The following is a 20943-nucleotide window of genomic DNA, read 5'->3' as shown; positions in this document are numbered from 1 at the left end:
TCCTCAACCCTTGACGCCGCCCGCGAGCAGACCGCTCACGATGTGGCGCTGGGTAAAGACGAAGAAGATGACCATCGGGATGAGAGCGACGACCGAGACGGTCATGAACATGGGCCAGTCGGTCGTGAACTCCGACACCGCGTTGTAGACCTGCAGGACGACGGTCCGCCGTTCGGGCGTCGAGATCATCACGGTGGGCAGCAGGAAGTCGTTCCACACCCACATCGTCTGGAAGACGCCGACCGTGACCAGGATCGGCTTGATGAGCGGGAGCACGAGCCGCCAGAAGATCTGGAACGCACCCGCGCCGTCCAGACGACCCGCCTCGACGATCTCGTAGGGCAGGGTCCGCATGTATCCCTGGATGAGGAAGTAGCAGAAGATCGAGCCGCCCAGGTACATGATGACCAGGCCCGTGAGCGTGTCGACGAGCTGGAAGCCGACGAGCGTCCGATAGATCGGGATGAGCGTGGACTGCCCGGGCACGATGAACCCGAGGAGCAGCACCGCGCCGATGATCCGGTTAAGCCTGCTCGTGCGGACGACCATCGCGTAGGCGGCCAGTGCACCGACGAAGAGCTGGAGCACCACCGCCCACGCGGTGACCAGGATCGTGTTGAGGAACGAGCGATAGATGCGCGGGTCGGACAGCACCTGCTGGTAGTTGCCGAGGTGCAGCTCGCTCGGCGGGGCAAGGGGCGCGGCCACCATGTCGCCCTGTGTCTTGAAGGTGTTGACGACGATGTAGTAGAGCGGGATCGCGATGAAGCAGGCCAGCGCGATCATGGCGACGCTCAGGACGACGCGTCGAACGGTCGTGGTCATCAGACGAACCGCCTCTCGATCATCTTGGTCAGGGCGAGCTGACCGAAGGCGAGTGCTGCCACCGCGACGGTGAACATGACCGCCAGCGCCGATGCGAGCCCGTACCGACCCTGGCTGACACCGGCGACCACGATGGACTGGGTGATGGTGTAGGTCGAGAATCCGGGGCCACCGTTGGTGAGGGTGTACGGGAGGTCGAAGACCTTGAGTCCGGCCGTCATGAGCAGGAACGTGCTGATGACCAGCGCCGGCGACAGCAGCGGAAGGGTGATGCCGAAGAACTGCTGGCGCGCCGACGCCCCGTCGATCCTCGCGACCTCGTAGTACTCGTTCGGGATCGACTGGAGGTACGCCATGTAGAGCACGGCGTGCCACCCGGCCGCGGCCCAGATGCCCACCATGATCACGGAGATGCGGGCCAGCGTGCCGTCGGAGAGCCAGCCGAACGGCCCGATGCCGAACAGGTCCTGCAGGACGGAGTTGACGACCCCGGACTCGAGCGGGGACATGATGTAGCGCCACACCAGGCCGAGGATCGCCATGCTGGGGATCGCCGGGAAGAACCACAGCGACCGGACGAAGTTGCGCCCGAAGAAGCGCTTGTTGAGCTGCACGGCGAGCGGGATGGCGATGAGCGTCACCAGGACCGTAGTACCGACCGCGAAGAGCAGCGTGAACCCCAGGGCGGCCAGCATGGACGGGTCCGTGAGGATCGTCCGGTAGTTGCTCAGTCCGACGAAGTTGGTCTCCAGGCTGTATCCGGTGAAGTCCGTGAGGCTCCAGTAGAAGGACTGGGCCAGCGGGACCACGAAGAGGAAGACGAGCACCAGGATCGCCGGTAGCAGGAATGCCTGGTTGACGGCGAGCTGCTTCCAGCCGCCGGAGGGGCGCCGGCTCCGCGCGACGAGTCCTTCACGAACGGTCGTCTGCGGAAGCATGGTCGTTGCCATTGCGACCTACCTTTCGACAGCGCTCGGGGCGCGGGCGGCGACGCGCCCGCGCCCCGAGCCGTTCGATCAGGACGATGCGAGCTTGGTGTCCAACGCCTGGGCGACGCCCTGCGGCGACACCTGGCCCTGGATCATCCGCTGGATCTGGGCGACGGCCTCGACGTTGAGCACGTCCTCGGACCGCTGCCACGAGATCATCGGCAGGTAGAGCTCACCCTCGCGGATGGCCTCGGCGAGCGGCTCGAACGCGGGGTCCGGCGTCGGCTCGAAGTCGCTCGTGACAGTGACGTCGTTCGTCTGCTCCTCGAAGATCTCGACGCCCTCGGGCGACGACAGGAACGCCAGGAACTTCTTAGCGATCTCCTGCTTCTCCTCGTCGGCCTTGGAGTTGATCGCGTAGCCGGGCGTCGCGGCGCCGGCCTGGAACGGCTTGCCGTCGGGCAATGCCGGGACCGGGGCGAACCGGAAGTCGAGGTCCGGCGACGCCTCGCGGATCGCGTTGATGACCCACGGACCGGCGTTGATGACCGCTACACGCCCGTTCGCGAACTCGTCGCGGACCATGTCGCCGTCCAGGCCCACGACGTCCTTGGAGACGATGCCCTCGGTGAAGAGGCGGTTGTACTCCTCGAGGACCGGCGTCCACTGCTCCTCGAACGTGGACTCGCCGGAGAAGATGAGCTCGTCGAGCGGCGGGTCCATCTCCGAGTCCTTCGCCCCGACCCAGGCCGAGACCGTCGTCGGCATCTGGTCGACGCTCTCGAGGAACGGGGTGACCCCGGCGGCCTCGAGATCCCGGCACATCTGGAGGAACTCCTCCCACGTCTCCGGCACCGAGTCGTAGCCGGCCTCGGCGAGCAGGTCTGCGTTGTACAGGTAGCCGGCGGCCCACGACGAGATCGACATCCCGTAGACCTTGCCGTCGCGGCCGTACGTCTCCCTGTTGAAGTCAGGGATCTTCTCGAGGAACGGCTCGCCGGTCAGGTCGACCACGTGGCCGCCTTCGATGAGGCTCGTCTTGTTCTCGGCGGCGATCAGGAAGACGTCGGGCGCCGTCCCGGACAGCACCCGGGTCTGCAAGGTCTGGATGTACTCGGCCACGGGCGGCGCGTACGACGCCTCCACGTCGATGTCCGGGTGCGCCTCCTCGAACGCCTCGATGATCGGCGTCATCTGCTCCTCGCCCGTCCACGACAGGAAGGTCAGCTTGGTCCTGCCATCGCCTGCGGCCGAACCACAGGCGGTCATCGACAGCGCGAGCGCGGCACTCGCCACGACCGCTGCGACACGGGATCGCTTCATCGGGAACTCCTTCGTCCACTCGATCTGACCGGTGCTGGTCGGCTCGGATTCACCCCAGCCCGGTATATCGATAAACCGGCGTGGGTGGGAGTCTAGACACAACCACCGGCGCAGCACCAGACCCTCCGGGGAGGGATCCGTCGGACGGTGTCGGCAGGCAGGCGCCACAGCGAATACGGTGGAGCACCAACCGCGAGCGACAAGGAGGCACGGATGCCGGTCACGATGAGCGACGTCGCACGCGCGGCGGGCGTGTCGGTCATGACCGTCTCCAACGTCCTCGCGGGGCGCAAGCGCGTCGGCGAGGAGACACGACGTCGCGTGCTCGCCGCCGTCGACGACCTCGGCTACGAGCTCAACCTCACCGCCCGCCACCTGCGCGCCGGCCGCACCGACACGGTCGCCCTCGTCGTACCGCGCTTCGACCACCCGTACTTCGGTGAGCTCGCGGCGCGGCTCGCGCGGCGCCTCGACCGCTCGGGCCGGCACCTCGTCGTCGAGCAGAGCGGCGCGAGCCGCGAGGGCGAGCTCGAGGCGCTGACGCTCGCGCGCCTGCACCTGTACGACGGCGTGCTGCTCAGCGTCGTCGGCATGACGCCCGACGACGTCGCGCGGCTGCGCACCACCGTGCCGGTCGTGCTGCTGGGCGAGCAGGACATGCCGGACCGGTTCGACCAGGTCCGCATGGACAACGTCGAGGGTGCCCGGTTGGCCACGGCGCACCTGCTCGCCACCGGGGCGCGCCGCATCGCGGCCGTGGGCGGGTCGACGAGCGGGCGAGGTATGACGATGGTGCGCACGCTCGGCTGGCGCCGCGCCCACGAGGAGTCGGGCCTGCCGATCGACGACGCGCTCGTCGTCCCCTGCGACGTCGACCTCGCCGGCGGCCGTCGCGCCATCCGTCAGCTCGTGGCCGAGGGCACGCCGTTCGACGCCGTCTTCGCGTTCACCGACACGCTCGCCACCGGGGTGCTCGCCGGGCTCGCCGAGGCGGGCCTGCGCGTGCCCGACGACGTCCAGGTCGTCGGCTTCGACAACCTCGACTCGTCGGAGTTCCTCGTCCCGGGCCTGACCACCGTGGACCCGGGACACGAGGCGATGGCCGACCATGCGCTGCGCCTGCTGGACCGGCTGATCGACCGGGCGCCTGACGGCGACCGGGGTACCGCCGTCGTGCCCGAGCACGTGACCGGGCCCGTGAGCCTCGTGGTGCGCGGGACGACGCGCCCCGCGGCCTGAGAGGTCAGCCGGCGGCCTCGGCCGCCGACACGACGGGGATGCGCCCGCCCATGCCCACCATCTCGAGCACCTCGCTGACGGCCTCCGACGGCTCGATCAGGCTCACCGGCGCACCGGTCTCCTGGCCGAGCATGTAGACCTGCAGGATGAAGGCGATGCCCGAGGAGTCGATGAAGGTGACGTCCCGGGCGTCGAGCGTGATCGGCAGCGGTGCGGGCCGGCCCGCGAGGGTCGCCATGGCGTCGCTCGCGGACTCGCGCAGCGCGGCGTCGACCTCGCCCCAGAGCGTGAGGTGGGTCCCGTCCTCCGTGTGCCGGCAGGTGATGCCGGAACCCGATCCCGTACGCGTGTCGGTGTCCATGTGGTGGTGTGGCTCCCGTTCAGAGGTCCCGCCCGCGGCGCGGCTGACGGTCGCCCATGCCCCCGTAGGCGGCCGGGCAACGAGTTTTCCCCTGTCCAGCAGATGTGTCCAGCCCCCGGGCCGAGGACTTCTACCCCTCGCCCTCCGGGTCGGTGACGTCGGCCACCCGCGCGGAGAGCACCCGGACGAGCTCGGCGCCGTCGACGGTGGCCGCGGCGCCGTGCGCACCTGCTCCGACCGACACCGTACCCGCTTCGGCGACCCTCGTGTCGGCGACCACCGGCCAGGGCCGGATCGAGCCGAACGGCGTGATCGTCCCACGCTCGTACCCGGTGACGTCGCGCGCGACGTGCTGGTCGGGCATCGACAGCCGCGACACGCCGAGGAGCGCGCGCAGGCGCGGCCACGAGATCGTCCGGCCGCCCGGGACGAGCACGAACAGGTAGTCGTCCTCTGCACGGCGGACCACGATGGTCTTGACGATCTGCTCGGGCGCGACGCCGCGGGCCTCCGCAGCCTCCGCGAGCGAGCGCACGCGGCCGTGCCGGGTGATCTCGAACGCGATCCCGGACTCCTCGAGCGCGGCGTGCGCACGCTCCTCGGGCGTCAACCTCGCCCCTCGGACACGTCGCCGAGCGCACGGTCGATCGCCTGCTCGACGGCGGTCTCCGGGTCGTGCTCGGTCAGCTCGGTCCGCCAGTACTCGGCCCCGTCACGCGTCCGGCGCACCAGGCCGAGGTCGACCATCGCCCGACGCAGGCCCACCGGGTCGTCCGCAAGCTCGGCCAGGCGATCGGTCAGCTCGCGTTCCCCGACGGGCTCGAGCAGGTGAGGCATCGCCCGGGTGGCCAGGAAGCGCGTTACCGCCACCTTGTCGCGCCAGCGGCGGGGCAGGGACTCGAGACGACCGTCGCGCAGGAACCGGCGTGGGTCACCGGTCGCCGGCGGTTCCGTCACTCCTCCGGCTCCTGCCGTCGGGAGGCAGGATCGTCGGGGTTCGGCTCCTCAGGGTCCTTTGTCGGATCCTCAGGGTCCTTTGTCGGATCCTCAGGGTCCTTTGTCGGATCCTCAGGCTCTGGTGCCTTCTCCGGCGTCGTCTCCGTCGGCTCTTCGGAGGGCGACGGCTTCGGCTCGGCCGAGGGGCTCGGCGACGGCTTCGGCGAGGTGGACGGCGACGGCTTCGGCGAGGTGGACGGCGACGGCGACGGGGACGGCTTGGGCGAGTCCGAAGGCTTGGGCTTCGGCTCGGGCGAGTCGCTCGGCTTGGGCTCGGGCTTCGAGGAGTCGGTCGAGGCCGGCGCGTCGGACGGCTTGGGCTTCGGCTCCTTCGGACCGGACGGCGCCGTCGACGAGCCCGGCGTCTCGCGGTCGCCGCGCGGCGTCGCGGACCCGCCGCCGGTGCGCACGTCGGACGACGACCACGCGCGGTCGGGGATAGGCCCGCCGGCGAAGAACTCGAAGTGCCACGGCTCGGGCTTGGACCCGTTGGGCCGCGCCCACGCCGGGTTGTCCCACCCGTAGTCGGGGCCGTTGACCCGCAGCCAGACGTACTCCGCCGACCGGCCGGAGGAGATCGGGTACGACAGGTCGACCGCGATGCCCCAGCCATGGTTCGACGTGCCCGGCACGGCGGCCAGGTGCGGCTTGGCGGCGCGCACGGCGACCTGGGCCTCGTACGAGCGGTAGGAGTCCGTGATCGGGATCGGGACGCCGAACTTCGCCTCGTACGCCTCGCTCAGGCGCGTGAGCTGCTCGGCCGCGTCGCAGCGCAGCAGGTGGCCCGGCGCGAACTCGAGCGGGCACAGGGCCGACGCGGGGATGCGGCCGTTCCGGAACCCGTCGAGCGACCCGGCGTACCGCTCGACGACCTCGAGCAGCGACTCGGTCAGCTGCGCGCGGGCCGCGTCGACGGCGCGGGGGGAGAGCCCGTCGGCCGGCAGGATGTCGGCCACGTACGTCGCGGCGGCGGGGTCGAGCAGGTTCGCGAGCCGCATCGCGGCGACGACGACGTCCTCGAACGTCACCGTCTCGTCCCCGTGCTCGTGCGCCTCAGCCTCGTCGGCGTGCGGGTCGGCGAGCGCGCGCGGGACGTCGGCCGCAGCCGGGGCGGACGGCGAGGTGCCCGGCTCGGGCGACCCACCGCCGTCGGGCGCGAGCGTGTTCGCGACCGGTGCGGCGTCGGAGACCGGGACCGCGGTGTCGTCCGTGCCGGCCGCGCCGGCGCCCGCGCGCTGCTCGGGCGGAACGACGCCGGGGCGCGGGTCGGCGAGCGCGCTCTGCTGCGCGGTGTAGACGGCGAGGAGCATGCCCAGCTCGGCGGCAGCCTGGTCGATCTCGGTGGTGCGCGGGTGCCCGGCGGAGAGCGCGGCGCGCTCGGCACGCTCGAGGACCTCCATGACCTGGGCGATCGTCTGCGGGCCCGCCGCCGTCGTGCCGACGCCGCCGATGCGGCCGACCGAGACGGGCTCGGGCTCCGGGGCCGCGACGTACTGGTGCGACGGGAACGAGTTCCACGGGACGCTCGCGACCGACGAGGCGAGGAAGCCGACCGCCAGCACCACCGACCCGACCGCCGAGCCCAGCACGCGCACGGCACCGCGGCGCCGCCCGACGGCGACGTCGCCCTCGACGTCTGCCCGGGCTGCCTGGTCAGCGTCCTCACGCTGGCTCACGGGCGGTGTCCTCCCACGGGATCCGGCATGCTGCTGACCGCATCCTTGCACAGCTGCGCGCATCTGTGTGACGCGGGCGACAGTCTGTGGACGACGGCCTAGGGACCCACTGTGCGCCGCGCGATCCCGCTCGCGCCACCCCGTAGCGCGAACTTCGCCCGCCCCTCACCCGCTCGTCACCTGGGCGTGGGCGTGCGCGACGCGGCAGCGGCACGAGGAGGACACTGGTCGCATGAGCTCCGTCGACCTCAACAGCGACCTCGGCGAGGGTTTCGGCCGCTGGAACCTGGGCGACGACGCCGCCATGCTCGCGCTCGTCTCGAGCGCCAACGTCGCCTGCGGCTTCCACGCCGGCGACCCGGCGACCATCCGCCGGACCGTGCGGCTCGCCGTCGGGCGCGGCGTCGCGATCGGCGCGCACGTCGGCTACCGGGACCTGGCGGGGTTCGGGCGCCGGCGCATGGACGTGCCGAGCGAGGAGCTGCAGGCCGACGTCGCCTACCAGGTCGGCGCCCTCGCCGGGCTCGCGGCCGCGGAGGGCGGTCGCGTCACGTACGTCAAGCCCCACGGCGCCCTGTACAACACGGCGGCCGTGGACGAGCGCGTGGCGCGCGACGTCGCCGAGGCGGTGGCCGCCGTCGACCCGTCGCTCGTGATGCTCGGGCTGCCGGGCAGCCCGGCGCTCGCGGCGGCGTCGTCCGCCGGGCTGGCCACCGCGGCCGAGGCGTTCGCCGACCGCGCGTACCGGGCCGACGGGACGCTCGTGCCGCGGTCGGAGCCCGGAGCGGTGCTGCACGACCCCGACGACGTCGCACGGCGCATGCTGCGGCTCGCGACCGAGGGCGTGGTCGAGGCCGTCGACGGGACGCTCGTGCCCGTGCGGGCCGACTCGATCTGCGTGCACGGCGACTCGCCGGGCGCCGTCGCGATGGCCGGGCGCGTGCGCGCGGTCCTGCTCGACGCCGGCGTGCGCGTGCAGGCGTTCGCCCCGGCCGACGTGCGGGCGTGAGCGTGCGCGTGCGGGCCGCGCGCGACGACGCGCTGCTCGTCGAGCTCGACTCCGCGGCCGAGGCCGTGGCGCTCGGCGCGGCGCTGAACGCCGCACCCGTCGCGGGGGTCGGCGAGGTCGTCCCCGGTGCGCGCACCCTCCTGGTGCCGTTCGACCCGTGGACGACGACGGCACCCGCCCTCGCGGAGGCGCTGCGGTCGCTGCCGATCGGCGGCGCCGACGGTGCGCGCGACGCACGCGAGCTCCAGATCCCGACCGTGTACGACGGCGAGGACCTCGCCGCGGTGGCCGAGCTGCTCGGACGGAGCGCCGACGAGCTGGTGCGGCGGCACACGAGCGCGACCTTCACCGTGGGGTTCGTCGGCTTCGCGCCCGGGTTCGCGTACCTCGTGAGCGACGACCCCGGGCTGGTGGTCCCCCGCCGGGCCTCGCCGCGCACGCGCGTCCCGGCCGGGTCGGTGGCCATGGCCGGCCCGTACAGCGGCGTCTACCCGCGCGAGAGCCCGGGAGGCTGGCAGCTCGTGGGGCGGACCGACGTCGTGGTGTGGGACGTGGACCGGGAGCCGCCCGCGCTCTGGCGGCCGGGCGACCGGGTGCGCTTCGTCGCGGTGCGCGCGACGGCGTCGGGCCGCGGCGCGGCGTCGTCGGGCCGCGGCGGCGATCAGGTCGGCAGCTCCGGGTCGGATCGGCAGTCCGGACTGCCGAACGGGTCCCGGACTGCCGAGGAGACGACGGCGGTGCCCGCCCTCGAGGTCGTCTCGCCCGGGCTGCAGACCCTGGTCGAGGACCTCGGCCGGCCGGGTCACGCGGCGATGGGCGTCTCGACGTCGGGCGCGGTCGACGCGCGGAGCCTGCGCGCGGCGAACCGCGCCGTCGGGAACCCGGTCGGCACGGCGGCGATCGAGGCGACCGGCGGCGGGCTGCGGCTGCGCGCGCACGGGCACGTCGTCGTCGCCGGGTCCGGGGCGCTCATACCGCTCACCGTCCGGCCGGACTAGGGCGAGCCGTGGGCCGCGCCGCTCGCGCGGCCGGTCGCGCTCGGCGACGGCGACGAGCTCGAGCTCGGCCCGCCCGCGCGCGGCCTGCGCGCGTACGTGGCCGTGCGCGGCGGGCTCGACGTGCCGGCGGTGCTCGGCTCGCGCTCGACCGACGTCCTCTCCGGCCTCGGCCCTCCCCCGCTGGCGGCGGGATCCCTCCTGCGCTGTGAGCGGAGAATCGGCCCGGTTTCGGGCGCGGAACCGGGCCAAAGGTCCGCTCACACCGGGGATGGAGTGGCGGCTGGGGTGGTCGACGTCGCCGACGTCGGCGCGCGCGACCCCGCCTCGCTGCCCGCGCCGGGCGACGTCGTCGAGCTGCGGCTCGTGCTCGGGCCGCGCGACGACTGGTTCGACGACGCGGCGCTCCGCCTGCTCGCCGAGCAGGAGTGGGAGGTCACGGACCGCTCCAACCGCGTGGGGCTGCGGCTCGCCGGACCCTCGCCGCTGCGGAGGGCCGCGGCGTTCGAGGGCGCCGAGCTGCCGAGCGAGGGCTGCGTGACCGGGGCGCTGCAGGTGCCGCCCGACGGCCAGCCCGTGCTCTTCCTCGCCGACCACCCCTTGACCGGCGGCTATCCCGTGGTCGGCGCGCTGCGTGCGTCCGACGTCGGGCTCGCCGGCCAGCTCCCGCCCGGCGTGCGGCTTCGGTTCCGGCCCGAACCGCGAACGGTCGCGCTGTGAGCACGACGCTGTCCCACGACCCCCTCTGGCCGCGCGCGGGCGCGGGTGCTCGTCGCGCTGGGAGGCGACAACGCGCTGACCGTGCCGGCGGCGCTCGGCGCGTGGGGCGACGCGCTGGGGACCGCGGGGCTCGTGACGCTCGACGCGCACCACGACCTGCGCGGCGAGCTCGCCGCGGCGGTGGGTCGGGCCGAGGCGACGGGGCGAGGGAACGGCCTGACCGGCCCAACCCCCGACCCGCGCGCGAGGTCGTACCGCAGGTCGCGACGTCGTACCCCTGGGGTACGACCTCGCGACCGGAGGTACGACCTCGGCGAAGAAGGCCGCCGAATGTGACGACGATCTCCACAACCTCGGGCGGAATCCTCAGGGTCGTCCCAGGTTCGGCAGGCAGGATGTGCGCCATGACGTCAGCGACGACCTCGACGAGCAGGGGGCTCCCCGCCCGCCTGGCCGCGTCGAGCCTGCTCGCGCTGGCGATGATGCTGGGCGCGTGCGCCGCCGCCCCGCCGGCCTACGTCCGCCAGGTGATCGCGGACGCCCAGGTCAAGGTCCAAGCCGTCGACGACGACCTCCACCGGCTCGAGGACCAAGTCGCCACCGTCCCTTCCACCCTGAGGACCGCCGTGACCGACGCCGTCGCCTCGGCCGAGGCCGCCACGCAGGAGGCGCGCACCGCCCTCGCCCGCGCCGCCGCCCAGGACGACGCCGCGGTCGTGGCGCTCGCGGACGCGCAGGTCGCGCTCGACGCCGCGTCGGCCGAGCTGCGGCACGTGATCGGCGAGCTGGCATCGTCGGGGGTCGCGGACGACGAGGTCGGCGAGGGCTTGAGCCACCTCGCCGAGCAGATCGACGTCCTGCGCGGAGAGACGAGCCGCGCAGGCGCCTGAGCCTCGCACGCACCGTCGTCGAGCGGCTCGCGCGAGACGCCCTCGGCCTGCGCGGCGTCCCCGGCGGCGCGGGCGTGTTCGGCCAGCAGCAGCGCGTCGCGGTGCGCCCCGAGCACGTCCTGGACCCGCGACCCGGCCTTCTTCAGCGCCTTCGCGCGCGAGCCGAGCACCGCCGTCGGCCCCTTCGTCACCGCGGACGCCGCGTGCGAGAGCCGCCGCCGTGATGTCGCTCGTCACGTCGCTCACGGTGCGTCACCGCTCTCGGAGGGACGACGACGCGTACGCGCGCCGTCCTCTCCCAGGCTACCCGTGGCCTTCGCCCCCGGACAGGGAGGCGGGCGACCACGGGTCCACGACGTCGACGCCCGCGTCGGCGAAGTGCCGGACGTTCCGGGTGACGACGGCAGCGCCGTGGGCGCGCGCCACGGCGGCCACCATCGCATCGAGGTCACCCGCAGGACGGCCCACGCGCTCCTGATGCACGCGCACGGCCGCGTACTCGACCGCCGCCTTCTCGTCGAACGGGAGGACGCGGTCCGCGAAGCGGTCCTCAAGGATCGACAGGATCGACGCCCGCAGGCCCTCCCTGCACCGGCCGGGTGGCAGTCGGGCGATCCCGAAGAGGAGCTCGCCGACGACGACGGACGTCGTCCACAGCTCTTCGTCGCGCGCCCTGACCCAGCGGATCACGTGCGCCTCGGGCGCCGGCCTGACGAGCTCGGCGAACACGTTGGTGTCCAGGATGTAGCGGTTCACCCGTCGAGCTCCGCCGGGGCACGGGACGGGTCGTGGCTGCGCTCGGGCAACCAATCGTCGTGCCACCCGGGGTCGTCCCACGCATCGGCGAGCAGCTCCCGGGCACGGTCGATCCAGTCGCCGCCGGCGCCCTCTGCGGGTGCGGCGGCCGTCCAGCTGACCTCGACCCGGGGCCGGCCGATGCCCTCGGCGAGGATCGCTCGCGCCTCGGCCTCCATGGACCGGTGGTGCGACCTCGCCTGCTCCTTGAGCTGGCGGTGCAGCTCGTCGTCGAGCCCGCGAACCGTGATCGTCGTCCCCATGCCAGCACCTCCTTTGCAAGCAGAATGCTAGCAGCGCCAATCGGCTTGCACCCGCTTGAGAGAATGGGACGTCGTGAGTACCGAGCCCTCCTCCCCCCAGCAGCCCGCCGGCGACGGCGGTGCGCGCCGTCGCCGTCGCGGCGGCCGGGGTCGTGGCTCGGCCGGGGGCCAGAGCGGCCCCAACGCCCAGGACCCGCAGCAGCGCGGCGGCCCCGAGCGACGGAACCGCCCGAACCGTTCGACGAGCGTCCGCACCCCCCGGGTGAGCGCCGCCCAGCTCGAGCGCGCCGCGCAGGCACGTGCCGCCGTCGTCGTGCCGCCCATCACGTACCCCGAGCAGCTGCCGGTCTCGGCGCGGCGCGCGGACATCGCGCGCGCGATCCGCGAGAACCAGGTGGTCGTCGTCGCGGGCGAGACGGGCTCGGGGAAGACGACGCAGCTGCCGAAGATCGCGCTCGAGCTGGGCCGCGGGCGCGCGGGGCAGATCGGGCACACCCAGCCACGGCGCATCGCGGCCCGCTCCGTGGCCGAGCGCATCGCCGAAGAACTCGGGACGGAGCTGGGCGGCGTCATCGGGTACCAGGTGCGGTTCACCGACGAGTCGAGCGAGGACACGCTCGTCAAGGTCATGACCGACGGCATCCTGCTCGCGCAGATCCAGCGCGACCCGGAGCTGCGCGCGTACGACACGCTCATCATCGACGAGGCGCACGAGCGGTCGCTCAACATCGACTTCCTGCTGGGCTACCTGTCCCGCCTGCTGCCGCGCCGGCCGGACCTCAAGCTCATCATCACGTCGGCGACGATCGACTCCGAGCGGTTCGCGGCGCACTTCTCCCCCGCTCACCTCGCCGAGATCGGCGGGGCGCCCGAGGCGGTCGTCGACGTGCTGCCCGACCACGCACCGGTGGTGGAGGTCTCGGGCCGGACGTACCCCGTCGAGATCCGGTACCGCCCGCTGTCCCCGGACACCGACCCGGACGCGCCCGCGAAGAAGAAGGGCGAGGAGAAGGACCTCGTCACCGGCATCGTCGAGGCGTGCGACGAGCTCATGGCCGAGGGGCCGGGCGACATCCTCGTGTTCCTCTCGGGCGAGCGCGAGATCCACGACGCCGCCGACGCGCTCGAGGGCCACCTCGGCGAGCGCGTGCGCGACCCCAAGCGTCCCGACCACGTCGAGATCCTGCCGCTGTACTCGCGGCTGTCCGCGGCGGAGCAGCACCGGGTCTTCCAGTCGCACCCCGGCCGGCGCATCGTGCTGTCGACCAACGTCGCCGAGACGTCGCTGACCGTGCCCGGCATCCACTACGTCGTCGACCCCGGCACCGCGCGCATCTCGCGCTACTCCAAGCAGACCAAGGTCCAGCGGCTGCCGATCGAGCCGATCTCGCAGGCCTCGGCCAACCAGCGCTCCGGGCGGTCCGGGCGCGTGGCCGACGGCATCGCGATCCGGCTGTACTCGCAGGAGGACTTCGAGCGCCGCCCCGAGTACACCGAGCCGGAGATCCTGCGCACCTCGCTCGCGTCGGTGCTGCTGCAGATGATCTCCGTCGGCGTGGTCGAGTCGCCCGACGACGTCGCGCGCTTCCCGTTCGTCGAGAAGCCCGACACGCGGGCCGTGCGCGACGGCGTGCAGCTGCTCACCGAGCTCGGCGCGCTGGAGACGGAGGACGGCCGGACGCGGCTGACCGACGTCGGGCGCACGCTCGCGCAGCTGCCCATGGACCCGCGCCTGGCGCGCATGATCATCGAGGGCTCGCGGCTCGGCGTCGCGCGAGAGGTCGCGATCATCGCCGCCGCGCTGTCGATCCAGGACCCGCGCGAGCGGCCCGCCGAGGAGCGCGCGCAGGCCGACCAGCAGCACGCCCGGTTCACCGACCCGCGGTCCGACTTCCTCACGTACCTCAACCTGTGGGAGTACGTCCGCGCGCAGCAGCACGCGATGGGCTCGTCCGCGTTCCGGCGCATGTGCAAGGCGGAGCACCTCAACTTCCTGCGCATCCGCGAGTGGCAGGACGTCGTCGCGCAGCTGCGCGAGATGGCCAAGCCGCTGGGCATCGACATGTCGTTCCGGCCCTCGGCCCGCTCTGGCGACCTGTCAGGCCCAGGCCGGGGTATGGACCAGCCTGAGCCTGACAGCTCGGAGAAGTACACGCTCGAGTGGGACGGCGACACGATCCACCGCGCGCTGCTCGCGGGGCTGCTCAGCCAGATCGGCATGCAGGACACGGGCGAGATCAAGGCGTCGTCGGTCGCGCACCTGCGCGGCGAGGCGCGCGCCCGCGCGCTGCGTCAGGCCGCCAAGCGGGCGCGCAACGAGTACCTCGGCGCCCGCGGGGCGCGGTTCGCGATCTTCCCCGGCTCGCCGCTGAGCAAGAAGCCGCCGGCCTGGATCATGGCGGGCGAGCTCGTCGAGACGTCGCGACTGTGGGCGCGCGACGTCGCGCGCATCGAGCCCGAGTGGGCCGAGGAGCTCGCCGCGCACCTCGTCAAGCGCACGTACTCCGACCCGCACTGGTCGTCCAAGCAGGGCGCGGCCATGGCCACGGAGAAGGTGCTGCTCTACGGCATCCCCATCGTGAGCGACCGCAAGGTCCTCTACGCGAAGGTCGACCCCGAGGCCGCGCGCGAGATGTTCGTCCGGCACGCGCTCGTCGAGGGCCAGTGGACGACGCACCACCGCTTCTTCGCGGAGAACCGCCGTCTGCTCGCCGAGGCGGAGGAGCTCGAGGCGCGCTCGCGCCGGCGCGGGCTCGTCGCGTCCGAGGACGACCTCTTCGCGTTCTACGACGAGCGCGTGCCGGCATCGGTCGTCAGCGCGCGGCACTTCGACCGGTGGTGGAAGACGGCGCAGCGCGAGAATCCCGACCTGCTCACCTTCACGCTCGACCAGCTCGTCGACACCTCCGCCGTCGACACGTCCGAGTTCCCCGAGGCGTGGACGCAGGGCGAGGTCACGCTCCCCCTCACCTACCAGTTCCAGCCCGGGACCGACGCCGACGGCGTCACCGTCCACATCCCCCTGTCGATCCTCAACCGCGTCGTGCCCGACGGGTTCGACTGGATGGTCCCCGGCCTGCTCGAGGAGCTCTGCGTCGCGACCATCCGCTCGCTGCCCAAGGCCGTGCGTCGCGAGCTCGTGCCCGCGCCCGACGTCGGTGCCGCCGTCGCGCGCTGGCTGCGGGAGAACACGCCCTCGTGGGAGGACATGACGCGCGCGGGCGACATGGCCTCGCCCTTCCACGTCGAGTTCTCGCGCGCCGTGCGGGCCCTGCGCGACGTCGTCATCCCCGACGACGTGTGGGACGCCGAGCGCGTCGAGCGGCTGCCCGCGCACCTGCGCATGACGTTCCGCGTCGAGGAGCGGCGGGGTGCCAAGACCGTCGTCGTCGACGAGTCGAAGGACCTCGTGGCGCTGCAGAAGCGGCTGGCTGCCAAGGCCGAGGCGGCCGTTCGGGCTGCGGTCAAGGGTGCTGTGGGGGTTGCTCTCGAGGAGGCTCGGTCGCGTGCGGCGAGCCCGGCTCCCGCCAGGCCCGGCCAGCCTGGACGTCCGTCCGACGCCGCCTCGTCGGCCTCGTCGTCCGGGTCGCCTTCCGCCGTGGTCGCGGAGCGTTCGAACCTCTCCTCCTGGCCCGCGGACCTTCCGGACGGGCGGCTGCCGGACGCCGTGTCGACCGACCTCGGGGGCGGGGTCGTCGTGCGCGGCTACCCGGCTGTCGTCGAGGAGGAGGACGCGAAGGGGCAGCCCACGGTGGCGCTGCGGGTGCTGGCCGACGCCGCGGAGCGGGACGCGAGGCATGCGGCGGGTGTGCGGCGGCTGCTGCTCGCGCAGACCGGCCTGCAGAGCGGGCGCATCACGTCGCGGTGGACGGCGAAGCAGTCGCTCACGCTCGCGGCGGCGCCGTACCGGAACACCGACGCGCTCGTCGCGGACCTGCAGCTGGCCGCGGTCACCGCGCTGACCAGCCCGGACGCCGAGAAGGCGCCGGGCACGCCGACCGGCGGACCCGTCGCCGTACAGATCCGGGACGCCGACTCGTACGACGACGCGAAGGCGTTCGTCCGCCAGCACCTGGAGGACGAGATCTACCGGGTCGTCGGGCACGTCGTGGCCGCCCTGTCGGCGTGGCGGACGATCGAGGGCGAGGTGCGCTCGTCGTCCTCCCTTGCCCTGCTCAACACGCTGCAGGACATCCGCGACCACGTCGCGACGCTCGTCCACGACGGGTTCGTCTCCGCGACCCCGCCCCGCCGGCTGCCGCACCTCGTGCGCTACCTGCGCGCGGCGTCGTACCGGCTCGAGAAGGCGCAGGCGAGCCCCCACCGGGACGCCGAGCTCGCGTGGCGCGTGCACGACGTGACCGAGGCGTACGACAAGGCGAGGGCCGCGTACGCGGCCGGGCCGGCCGACCCCGCGCGGGCGGCCGAGCTCGCCGAGGTGCGGTGGCTCATCGAGGAGCTGCGGGTGTCTCTGTTCGCGCAACAGCTCGGCACCGACGGGCCCGTCAGCGAGAAGAGGATCCGGAAGATACTCACCCCGTCCGGGTGGTGAGCAGTTCACCCTCGGTCGGCATCGCGAGCTCGCGCGGTGGCTGCACGGGCCGCGTCGTAGACACCCCGGTCGCCGAGCGGCGCGTCGAGCTCGACGACGAACGGCGTCGGGTTCGACGGGCAGGCGGCGTCGCCCTCGCGGGGGTCGACCGCGATCTCGACCCCGACGGACTCCTCGCCTTCCGAAAGACGGACGAGCCGCACCCGGCCCTCGGCGTCCTGGCCGCTGTTGCATGCCATCTCGGTGACGAGCAGGTGGAGCCGCGACGAGGCGGGATCCGGCGGGTTCGCCGGGTCGAGGGTCACGCTCGCGGACTCGCCCGACTCCGTCGCGAGCGCACACGTCGAGTGCTGGCCGAGCATCCATGCAGGGGATGGGTCGAGATTGGCCGCGTCGACCCACTCGATGGCCAGCAGCTCGTGGGTGCGGACGTCGCCGGCCCCGAGGTCCTCCGCCTTGTCGAGCTCTCGGAGGAGCGCGACCCTCGTGTCCGACTCGCTGAGCACCGTCCACTCGGCCGGGTCGATCTGCGGCACCTCGACGCCGTCGAGCGCCTCGGCCGCGTCGAGGGTGTCCGCCGTCGGGCCGGACTCGAGCACGGAGAGCGGCACGGGCTCGCCCCAGCACCGGTACACGGTGTCCGCCGAGGCGACGCCGGTACTCGCGCAGCCGGCCACGACCGACGCGACGACGGCCGAGGCCATGGCCGTGAGAACCCCGAAGGACCTGCCACGCCGCGCGCTCTCCATGACCCGACTGTGTCGTGACCGGCGCCGATCTTGCGGGGCGCGCCGGGTCGGAAGCTCTGGGGTCAGAGCACGCGCAGCCCGGCGTCCTGCGCCGCGCGCCGCACGCCGGCGACGTCGGCGCACGAGAAGCGCACCTGCGACCCGTCCGCCAGCACGAGGACGTGCCGCCGCGCGGCGAGCATCTGGGGCGCCCCGCTGATCAGCGCCGCCGCCTCGGACTCGACCCCGCCGAGCGACGCGCGCCCGTCGGATAGCACGAGGCGCGCGGGGCCGACCGGGACCGACGTCGGACCCTGGGGCGGCACGTCGTCGGGCAGGACGCGCACCGCGAACCCTTCTCCGCCGGCACGCGCCCGGAGCGCGCGCACGCGGAAGAACGCCACCACGGCGAGCGCCGGGACGGCGACGATCGCGACACCGACCAGCACGTCGTCCGGGCCGAGGGTGCCGGTGCTCGCGCGCCCGATGACGACGACGAGCGCACCGAGCGCCACGGGGAGCAGCAGGAGAGCGCGCCGTGCCGCCGGGCCGCGGACGTCGAGCGGACGGTCGATGCCGCGCAGGACGCGCCACCCGGTCCAGCGGAACCGGTCGTCGTTCTCGAGCCCCACGAGGCGCCACGACTCCCCGAGCCGCCACCACGCGCGCACGGTGCCGCCCAGCGCGGCGAGGGTGAGCGGGAGCGCCGCGAGCGCCGTCGTGAAGCGAGAGCCGGCGTCGTCCCGCGACAGCCCGACGACCACGAGGAGGACACCCGCCCCGAGCACGACCGGGTAGAGCACCGCGCGGAGGAAGTCGAGGAACCCGCTCACGCCGCCGACCGAGCGCACTCCCGTGTACGGGGCGAGCTCGACGTGCTCGCGCGCCCGGTAGTGGTGCCGGTCCTCGGGATCCTCGCCGGGTCCGCGGTGCTCGCGGGCCGGCAGCGCGAGGACGCGCCGGTCGCGCAGGGCGTACGCCCACGCCCGCCGCAGCCGGCGTGCGCGCACCCAGTCCCGGCGGAGCCAGAACCACCACGCGAGGGTGCCGGCGACGAGCACGAGGCCCAGCACGAGCGTCGCGGCGTCGACGGCCTCGTCGGTGTACCCGAGGAGCGCGGCGAGCTGGGGGCCGGCGAACGCGCCGAGACCGATCGTCGTCAGGACGACGAGGACGAGCCCGGCGAGGAGCCGCAGGCCGCGGCTGTCCCGCTTCTCCGCGACGCCCAGGTTGACGGCCGCCGTGTCATACCAGTCGCCGAACGTCTCGGGCAGGGGTACCTCACGCGGGGAGGGAGGAAGGCTCGGGCGCGCCACTCAGCCGTCCTCCGTCGTCGCGACCGTCGCGTTGCCCTCGGCATCCACGGGCGTGATGGTAGCCGGTCCGGCCATCGCGGCCAGGAGCATCCCGAGGCCGTTGCGCTGCGCGGGGTCGAGCGACCACCCTCCGAGCACGAGGCCCGGCCCGCCCTCCTTCGGTGCCGCCACGACCGCCGCCAGGCCGACCCGGCGCGTGCGCGGCTCGGCGTCGTCGGGCTCCCCGGGGACGCGGTAGCGCAGGTCGAGCTCGGTCGTCAGGCCGAGCGCCGGGCCGACGGCGGTCGGGAAGACCTCGGTGTACGCCCCGTCGACGTCGAACCCGAGCCTGGCGGCCATGACGCGGCGCACGACCTCCATGAGGGAGAGCGGACCGTCGACCGCGGAGAACTCCGTGACGGTTCCCACCACGTCCCAGAAGATCTCGCGGTCGATCGCGGTGGGGCCCTCGTACGCGGCGCCCTGGTGGACCAGGCCGTGGATGAGCAGGCCGTGCTTCGCCGCGAGGTCGCGCCAGGCCTCCAGGCCCGTCCGCAGGAGGCCGGCGTCGTGCGCGGTCAGCTCGACGCCCGTGGACGCGAAGGAGCCGCGGATGACGCCGAGCGTCTGCTCGACCGTGCTCGTGCCGGCCAGGTCGACCCAGTCGTCGGGGACCCGGGTGCGCAGCCGCCAGCGCGTGGGGTTGTCACGCTCGACGGCGGCCGGCGCGCTCACAGCGCCCCCTGCTTCTCGGCCTGCGTGCGCAGGAGCGCGCTCTCGCCGTCGCGCTCGACGTCCCAGCCCATGTTGAGGACGCCGATCGGGTTCGTCCCGAACCACGTGCCCTGGTCGAACATGACGTCGACCGAGCGCCACCCGAACTCGGCCACCGAGTCGATCGAGCCGCCGCGCGCCGCGAGCGTGAAGAAGCCCGGCAGCACCTCGGCCGCCGCCCGACCGGTCGGCGACAGCGGGTTCATGAACTGGGCGAACGTCGGCGCGGTGCGCCCGGCCGTCGTCGCCGCGGCGGCCGTGGCCCGGAACGTGGCCCCCAGCGCGCCGATGCCGAGCGCGGTGCCCACCATCCCCGCGACGACACCCGGGGTGAAGCCCTCCGACCACGAGCCCGCCTGACCCGCGGCCGACAGGTAGCCCGCGAGCGTGCTCGCCGCGCCGAGCGCGACGCTGAGCGCCGCGAGCGCCGGCGACCACGGCCCCGGGATGAGCGAGGCGAAGCCGAGGATCATGCTGCCGATCGAGAGCCAGTTCGACAGCGTGTTGAGGAACCCGGCGTGCTCGGCGGCCCACTCGAGGATGTAGTCGCCGATGTCCGCGACGAGGTCGGTGACGTCCTCCCACCGGTCGCCCATCCAGTCGACGGCGCGGTCCCACCACGAGGGGTCGTCCGGGGCCATCGCCGCCGCGGTGTCGAAGCGGTCGAGCAGGCGGCGCGCGGCGCCGTCGTACCGCGAGGCGAGCTCACGGATGGAGACCCAGACGGCGTCGACCGCGGCCTGCGCGTCGGCCAGGTTCTCCTGCGCCCGGGCGCGGGCACGCTCGTGGTCCTCGTAGGCGTCCCACTGCTGCTGCGGCGCGTCGTCGTCGGGGCGCGCGACGTCGGGCATCCCGTACCAGGACCGCTCCGCGTCCGCGAGGACCGCCCTGGCGGTGCCGAGCTCGCGGTCGAGGCGGTCGGCCTCGTCGCGGAAGGTGTGCAGGTCGCCGGCCCAGGTGTCGAGCGCGCCGGCCGCGACCCGGAACGCCTCCTCCGCCTCGGTCACCTTGGGCTCGAAGTCGTCGTGCAGCATCGAGCGGAACGCGATCGCGGCCTCGCCGACCCACTCGCCCTCGTCGACGCTGCCGAGGAGGAACTTGACGCGCTCGAGGGTCTCGTGCCCGCCCGTGAGCCCCGCGGACAGCGACGACGTGACCGTGTGGTCGCCCGGCACGGGGTCGTAGCCGATGTGCTCGTAGTGCGCCATCAGCGGTCCCCCAGTGCCGCGGCGAGGTCGGCGTCGATCTGGGCGAACGCCTCGCGGATCTTCTGGAGCTGATCCCTGGCGTTGCCCGTGGCCTCGCACATCTGATCGATGCTGTGGTCCCACCGGTCGCGGAAGTGCGACACCTTCTCGACGAGCTGCGGCTCGCCGACCGCGCCGGGGTCCGCCGACCGGATCGCGTCGAGCGGCTCGTACAGCCGGTGCTTCATCTGCCCGAGATCACCCTCGACCTGCGCGAGGAACGCGTCGTTCACGACGAGGTCGCCCACGGAGCCCCCCTTGTCCTTCTGTGTGACCGCCGCCGAGTATGGCAGCGGCCCGCAGACCCCCTCAATGGGGAGAACTCC

19 protein-coding genes and 1 pseudogene are annotated in these 20943 nt (G+C 73.4%); 6 read left to right on the top strand and 14 right to left on the bottom strand.

From position 1 onward, the window contains the following. Positions 1-3: 3 nt before the first annotated feature. The 3 genes from ISOVA_RS00615 to ISOVA_RS00605 all read right to left on the bottom strand — a co-directional run bounded on the left by ISOVA_RS00615 (position 4) and on the right by ISOVA_RS00605 (position 3077). A complete protein-coding gene (locus ISOVA_RS00615; RefSeq protein WP_013837329.1) occupies positions 4-825 on the bottom strand; it encodes a carbohydrate ABC transporter permease in 822 nt (273 codons plus the stop codon). Further along, positions 825-1775, bottom strand: a complete 951-nt coding sequence (locus ISOVA_RS00610) for a carbohydrate ABC transporter permease (protein ID WP_013837328.1) — start codon at positions 1773-1775, stop codon at positions 825-827. Before ISOVA_RS00610 ends, ISOVA_RS00615 begins: the two co-directional genes overlap by 1 nt. A 66-nt stretch (positions 1776-1841) precedes the next feature. Continuing rightward, positions 1842-3077: an ABC transporter substrate-binding protein gene (locus ISOVA_RS00605; protein WP_081474778.1), complete on the bottom strand. Its 1236-nt coding sequence runs from the start codon at positions 3075-3077 to the stop codon at positions 1842-1844. A gap of 213 nt (positions 3078-3290) precedes the next feature. On the opposite strand from ISOVA_RS00605, the gene ISOVA_RS00600 reads away from it, so the two are divergent. Then, positions 3291-4316, top strand: coding sequence for a LacI family DNA-binding transcriptional regulator (locus ISOVA_RS00600; protein ID WP_013837326.1), 1026 nt, complete (start codon positions 3291-3293; stop codon positions 4314-4316). Between the two features lie 4 nt (positions 4317-4320). Here ISOVA_RS00600 and ISOVA_RS00595 read toward each other — a convergent pair whose 3' ends face one another. The 4 genes from ISOVA_RS00595 to ISOVA_RS17075 all read right to left on the bottom strand — a co-directional run bounded on the left by ISOVA_RS00595 (position 4321) and on the right by ISOVA_RS17075 (position 7349). Further along, complete coding sequence (locus ISOVA_RS00595; protein WP_013837325.1) at positions 4321-4677, bottom strand: STAS domain-containing protein; 357 nt, start codon at positions 4675-4677, stop codon at positions 4321-4323. A gap of 130 nt (positions 4678-4807) precedes the next feature. After that, a complete protein-coding gene (locus ISOVA_RS00590; RefSeq protein ID WP_013837324.1) occupies positions 4808-5287 on the bottom strand; it encodes an aminoacyl-tRNA deacylase in 480 nt (159 codons plus the stop codon). Then, a complete protein-coding gene (locus tag ISOVA_RS00585; RefSeq protein WP_013837323.1) occupies positions 5284-5634 on the bottom strand; it encodes a DUF2087 domain-containing protein in 351 nt (116 codons plus the stop codon). The genes ISOVA_RS00590 and ISOVA_RS00585 overlap by 4 nt, the downstream gene beginning before the upstream one ends. Further along, positions 5631-7349 (bottom strand): D-alanyl-D-alanine carboxypeptidase family protein, encoded by a 1719-nt coding sequence (locus ISOVA_RS17075; RefSeq protein WP_013837322.1) that lies wholly within the window; start codon positions 7347-7349, stop codon positions 5631-5633. The genes ISOVA_RS00585 and ISOVA_RS17075 overlap by 4 nt, the downstream gene beginning before the upstream one ends. 232 nt (positions 7350-7581) lie before the next feature. Between ISOVA_RS17075 and ISOVA_RS00575 the strand changes: the two genes are divergently transcribed. From ISOVA_RS00575 to ISOVA_RS00560, 4 genes and pseudogenes are all read left to right on the top strand, one after another. After that, complete coding sequence (locus ISOVA_RS00575) at positions 7582-8358, top strand: LamB/YcsF family protein (RefSeq protein WP_013837321.1); 777 nt, start codon at positions 7582-7584, stop codon at positions 8356-8358. Further along, positions 8355-10073: pseudogene (locus tag ISOVA_RS00570) on the top strand (5-oxoprolinase subunit B/C family protein). The gene ISOVA_RS00575 and the pseudogene ISOVA_RS00570 overlap by 4 nt, the downstream one beginning before the upstream one ends. A 45-nt stretch (positions 10074-10118) precedes the next feature. Next, complete coding sequence (locus ISOVA_RS00565; RefSeq protein ID WP_041294712.1) at positions 10119-10409, top strand: arginase family protein; 291 nt, start codon at positions 10119-10121, stop codon at positions 10407-10409. Between the two features lie 68 nt (positions 10410-10477). Beyond that, the gene (locus ISOVA_RS00560) at positions 10478-10963 is read left to right on the top strand and encodes a hypothetical protein (RefSeq protein ID WP_013837320.1); all 486 of its coding nucleotides are present in this window, start codon (positions 10478-10480) and stop codon (positions 10961-10963) included. Between the two features lie 303 nt (positions 10964-11266). On the opposite strand, the gene ISOVA_RS00555 is transcribed toward ISOVA_RS00560, so the two are convergent. Together ISOVA_RS00555 and ISOVA_RS15255 are read right to left on the bottom strand one after the other, a co-directional pair. Next, the gene (locus tag ISOVA_RS00555; protein ID WP_013837319.1) at positions 11267-11719 is read right to left on the bottom strand and encodes a type II toxin-antitoxin system VapC family toxin; all 453 of its coding nucleotides are present in this window, start codon (positions 11717-11719) and stop codon (positions 11267-11269) included. Then, a complete protein-coding gene (locus tag ISOVA_RS15255; protein WP_013837318.1) occupies positions 11716-12021 on the bottom strand; it encodes a FitA-like ribbon-helix-helix domain-containing protein in 306 nt (101 codons plus the stop codon). The genes ISOVA_RS00555 and ISOVA_RS15255 overlap by 4 nt, the downstream gene beginning before the upstream one ends. Before the next feature lie 73 nt (positions 12022-12094). Between ISOVA_RS15255 and hrpA the strand changes: the two genes are divergently transcribed. Then, positions 12095-16573 (top strand): ATP-dependent RNA helicase HrpA, encoded by a 4479-nt coding sequence (gene hrpA / locus ISOVA_RS00545; protein ID WP_221927828.1) that lies wholly within the window; start codon positions 12095-12097, stop codon positions 16571-16573. A 5-nt stretch (positions 16574-16578) separates the two neighbouring features. Here the strand turns inward: hrpA and ISOVA_RS00540 are convergent, their stop codons facing one another. The 5 genes from ISOVA_RS00540 to ISOVA_RS00520 form a co-directional block, all read right to left on the bottom strand. Continuing rightward, positions 16579-17322, bottom strand: coding sequence for a hypothetical protein (locus tag ISOVA_RS00540; RefSeq protein ID WP_013837316.1), 744 nt, complete (start codon positions 17320-17322; stop codon positions 16579-16581). A gap of 62 nt (positions 17323-17384) precedes the next feature. Beyond that, positions 17385-18617 (bottom strand): hypothetical protein, encoded by a 1233-nt coding sequence (locus ISOVA_RS00535; protein ID WP_013837315.1) that lies wholly within the window; start codon positions 18615-18617, stop codon positions 17385-17387. Next, positions 18618-19331, bottom strand: a complete 714-nt coding sequence (locus ISOVA_RS00530; protein WP_013837314.1) for a hypothetical protein — start codon at positions 19329-19331, stop codon at positions 18618-18620. Further along, positions 19328-20578, bottom strand: a complete 1251-nt coding sequence (locus tag ISOVA_RS00525) for a hypothetical protein (RefSeq protein WP_013837313.1) — start codon at positions 20576-20578, stop codon at positions 19328-19330. Before ISOVA_RS00525 ends, ISOVA_RS00530 begins: the two co-directional genes overlap by 4 nt. Further along, positions 20578-20865: a hypothetical protein gene (locus ISOVA_RS00520; RefSeq protein WP_013837312.1), complete on the bottom strand. Its 288-nt coding sequence runs from the start codon at positions 20863-20865 to the stop codon at positions 20578-20580. Before ISOVA_RS00520 ends, ISOVA_RS00525 begins: the two co-directional genes overlap by 1 nt. Between the last annotated feature and the right edge of the window lie 78 nt (positions 20866-20943).

This window comes from Isoptericola variabilis 225 (assembly GCF_000215105.1).
GTDB lineage: Bacteria > Actinomycetota > Actinomycetes > Actinomycetales > Cellulomonadaceae > Isoptericola > Isoptericola variabilis_A.
Note: the sequence above shows the minus strand (reverse complement) of the source record. Positions and strands in the feature narration are given on the sequence as shown.

Bases quoted from the DNA above. Each gene is read 5' to 3' on its own strand.
- ISOVA_RS00575 (WP_013837321.1), top strand. From the start codon at position 7,582: ATGAGCTCCGTCGACCTCAACAGCGACCTCGGCGAGGGTTTCGGCCGC.
- ISOVA_RS00595 (WP_013837325.1), bottom strand. From the start codon at position 4,677: ATGGACACCGACACGCGTACGGGATCGGGTTCCGGCATCACCTGCCGG.
- ISOVA_RS00560 (WP_013837320.1), top strand. From the start codon at position 10,478: ATGACGTCAGCGACGACCTCGACGAGCAGGGGGCTCCCCGCCCGCCTG.
- ISOVA_RS00605 (WP_081474778.1), bottom strand. From the start codon at position 3,077: ATGAAGCGATCCCGTGTCGCAGCGGTCGTGGCGAGTGCCGCGCTCGCG.
- ISOVA_RS00540 (WP_013837316.1), bottom strand. From the start codon at position 17,322: ATGGAGAGCGCGCGGCGTGGCAGGTCCTTCGGGGTTCTCACGGCCATG.
- ISOVA_RS15255 (WP_013837318.1), bottom strand. From the start codon at position 12,021: ATGGGGACGACGATCACGGTTCGCGGGCTCGACGACGAGCTGCACCGC.
- ISOVA_RS00600 (WP_013837326.1), top strand. From the start codon at position 3,291: ATGCCGGTCACGATGAGCGACGTCGCACGCGCGGCGGGCGTGTCGGTC.
- ISOVA_RS00615 (WP_013837329.1), bottom strand. From the start codon at position 825: ATGACCACGACCGTTCGACGCGTCGTCCTGAGCGTCGCCATGATCGCG.
- ISOVA_RS00610 (WP_013837328.1), bottom strand. From the start codon at position 1,775: ATGGCAACGACCATGCTTCCGCAGACGACCGTTCGTGAAGGACTCGTC.
- ISOVA_RS00525 (WP_013837313.1), bottom strand. From the start codon at position 20,578: ATGGCGCACTACGAGCACATCGGCTACGACCCCGTGCCGGGCGACCAC.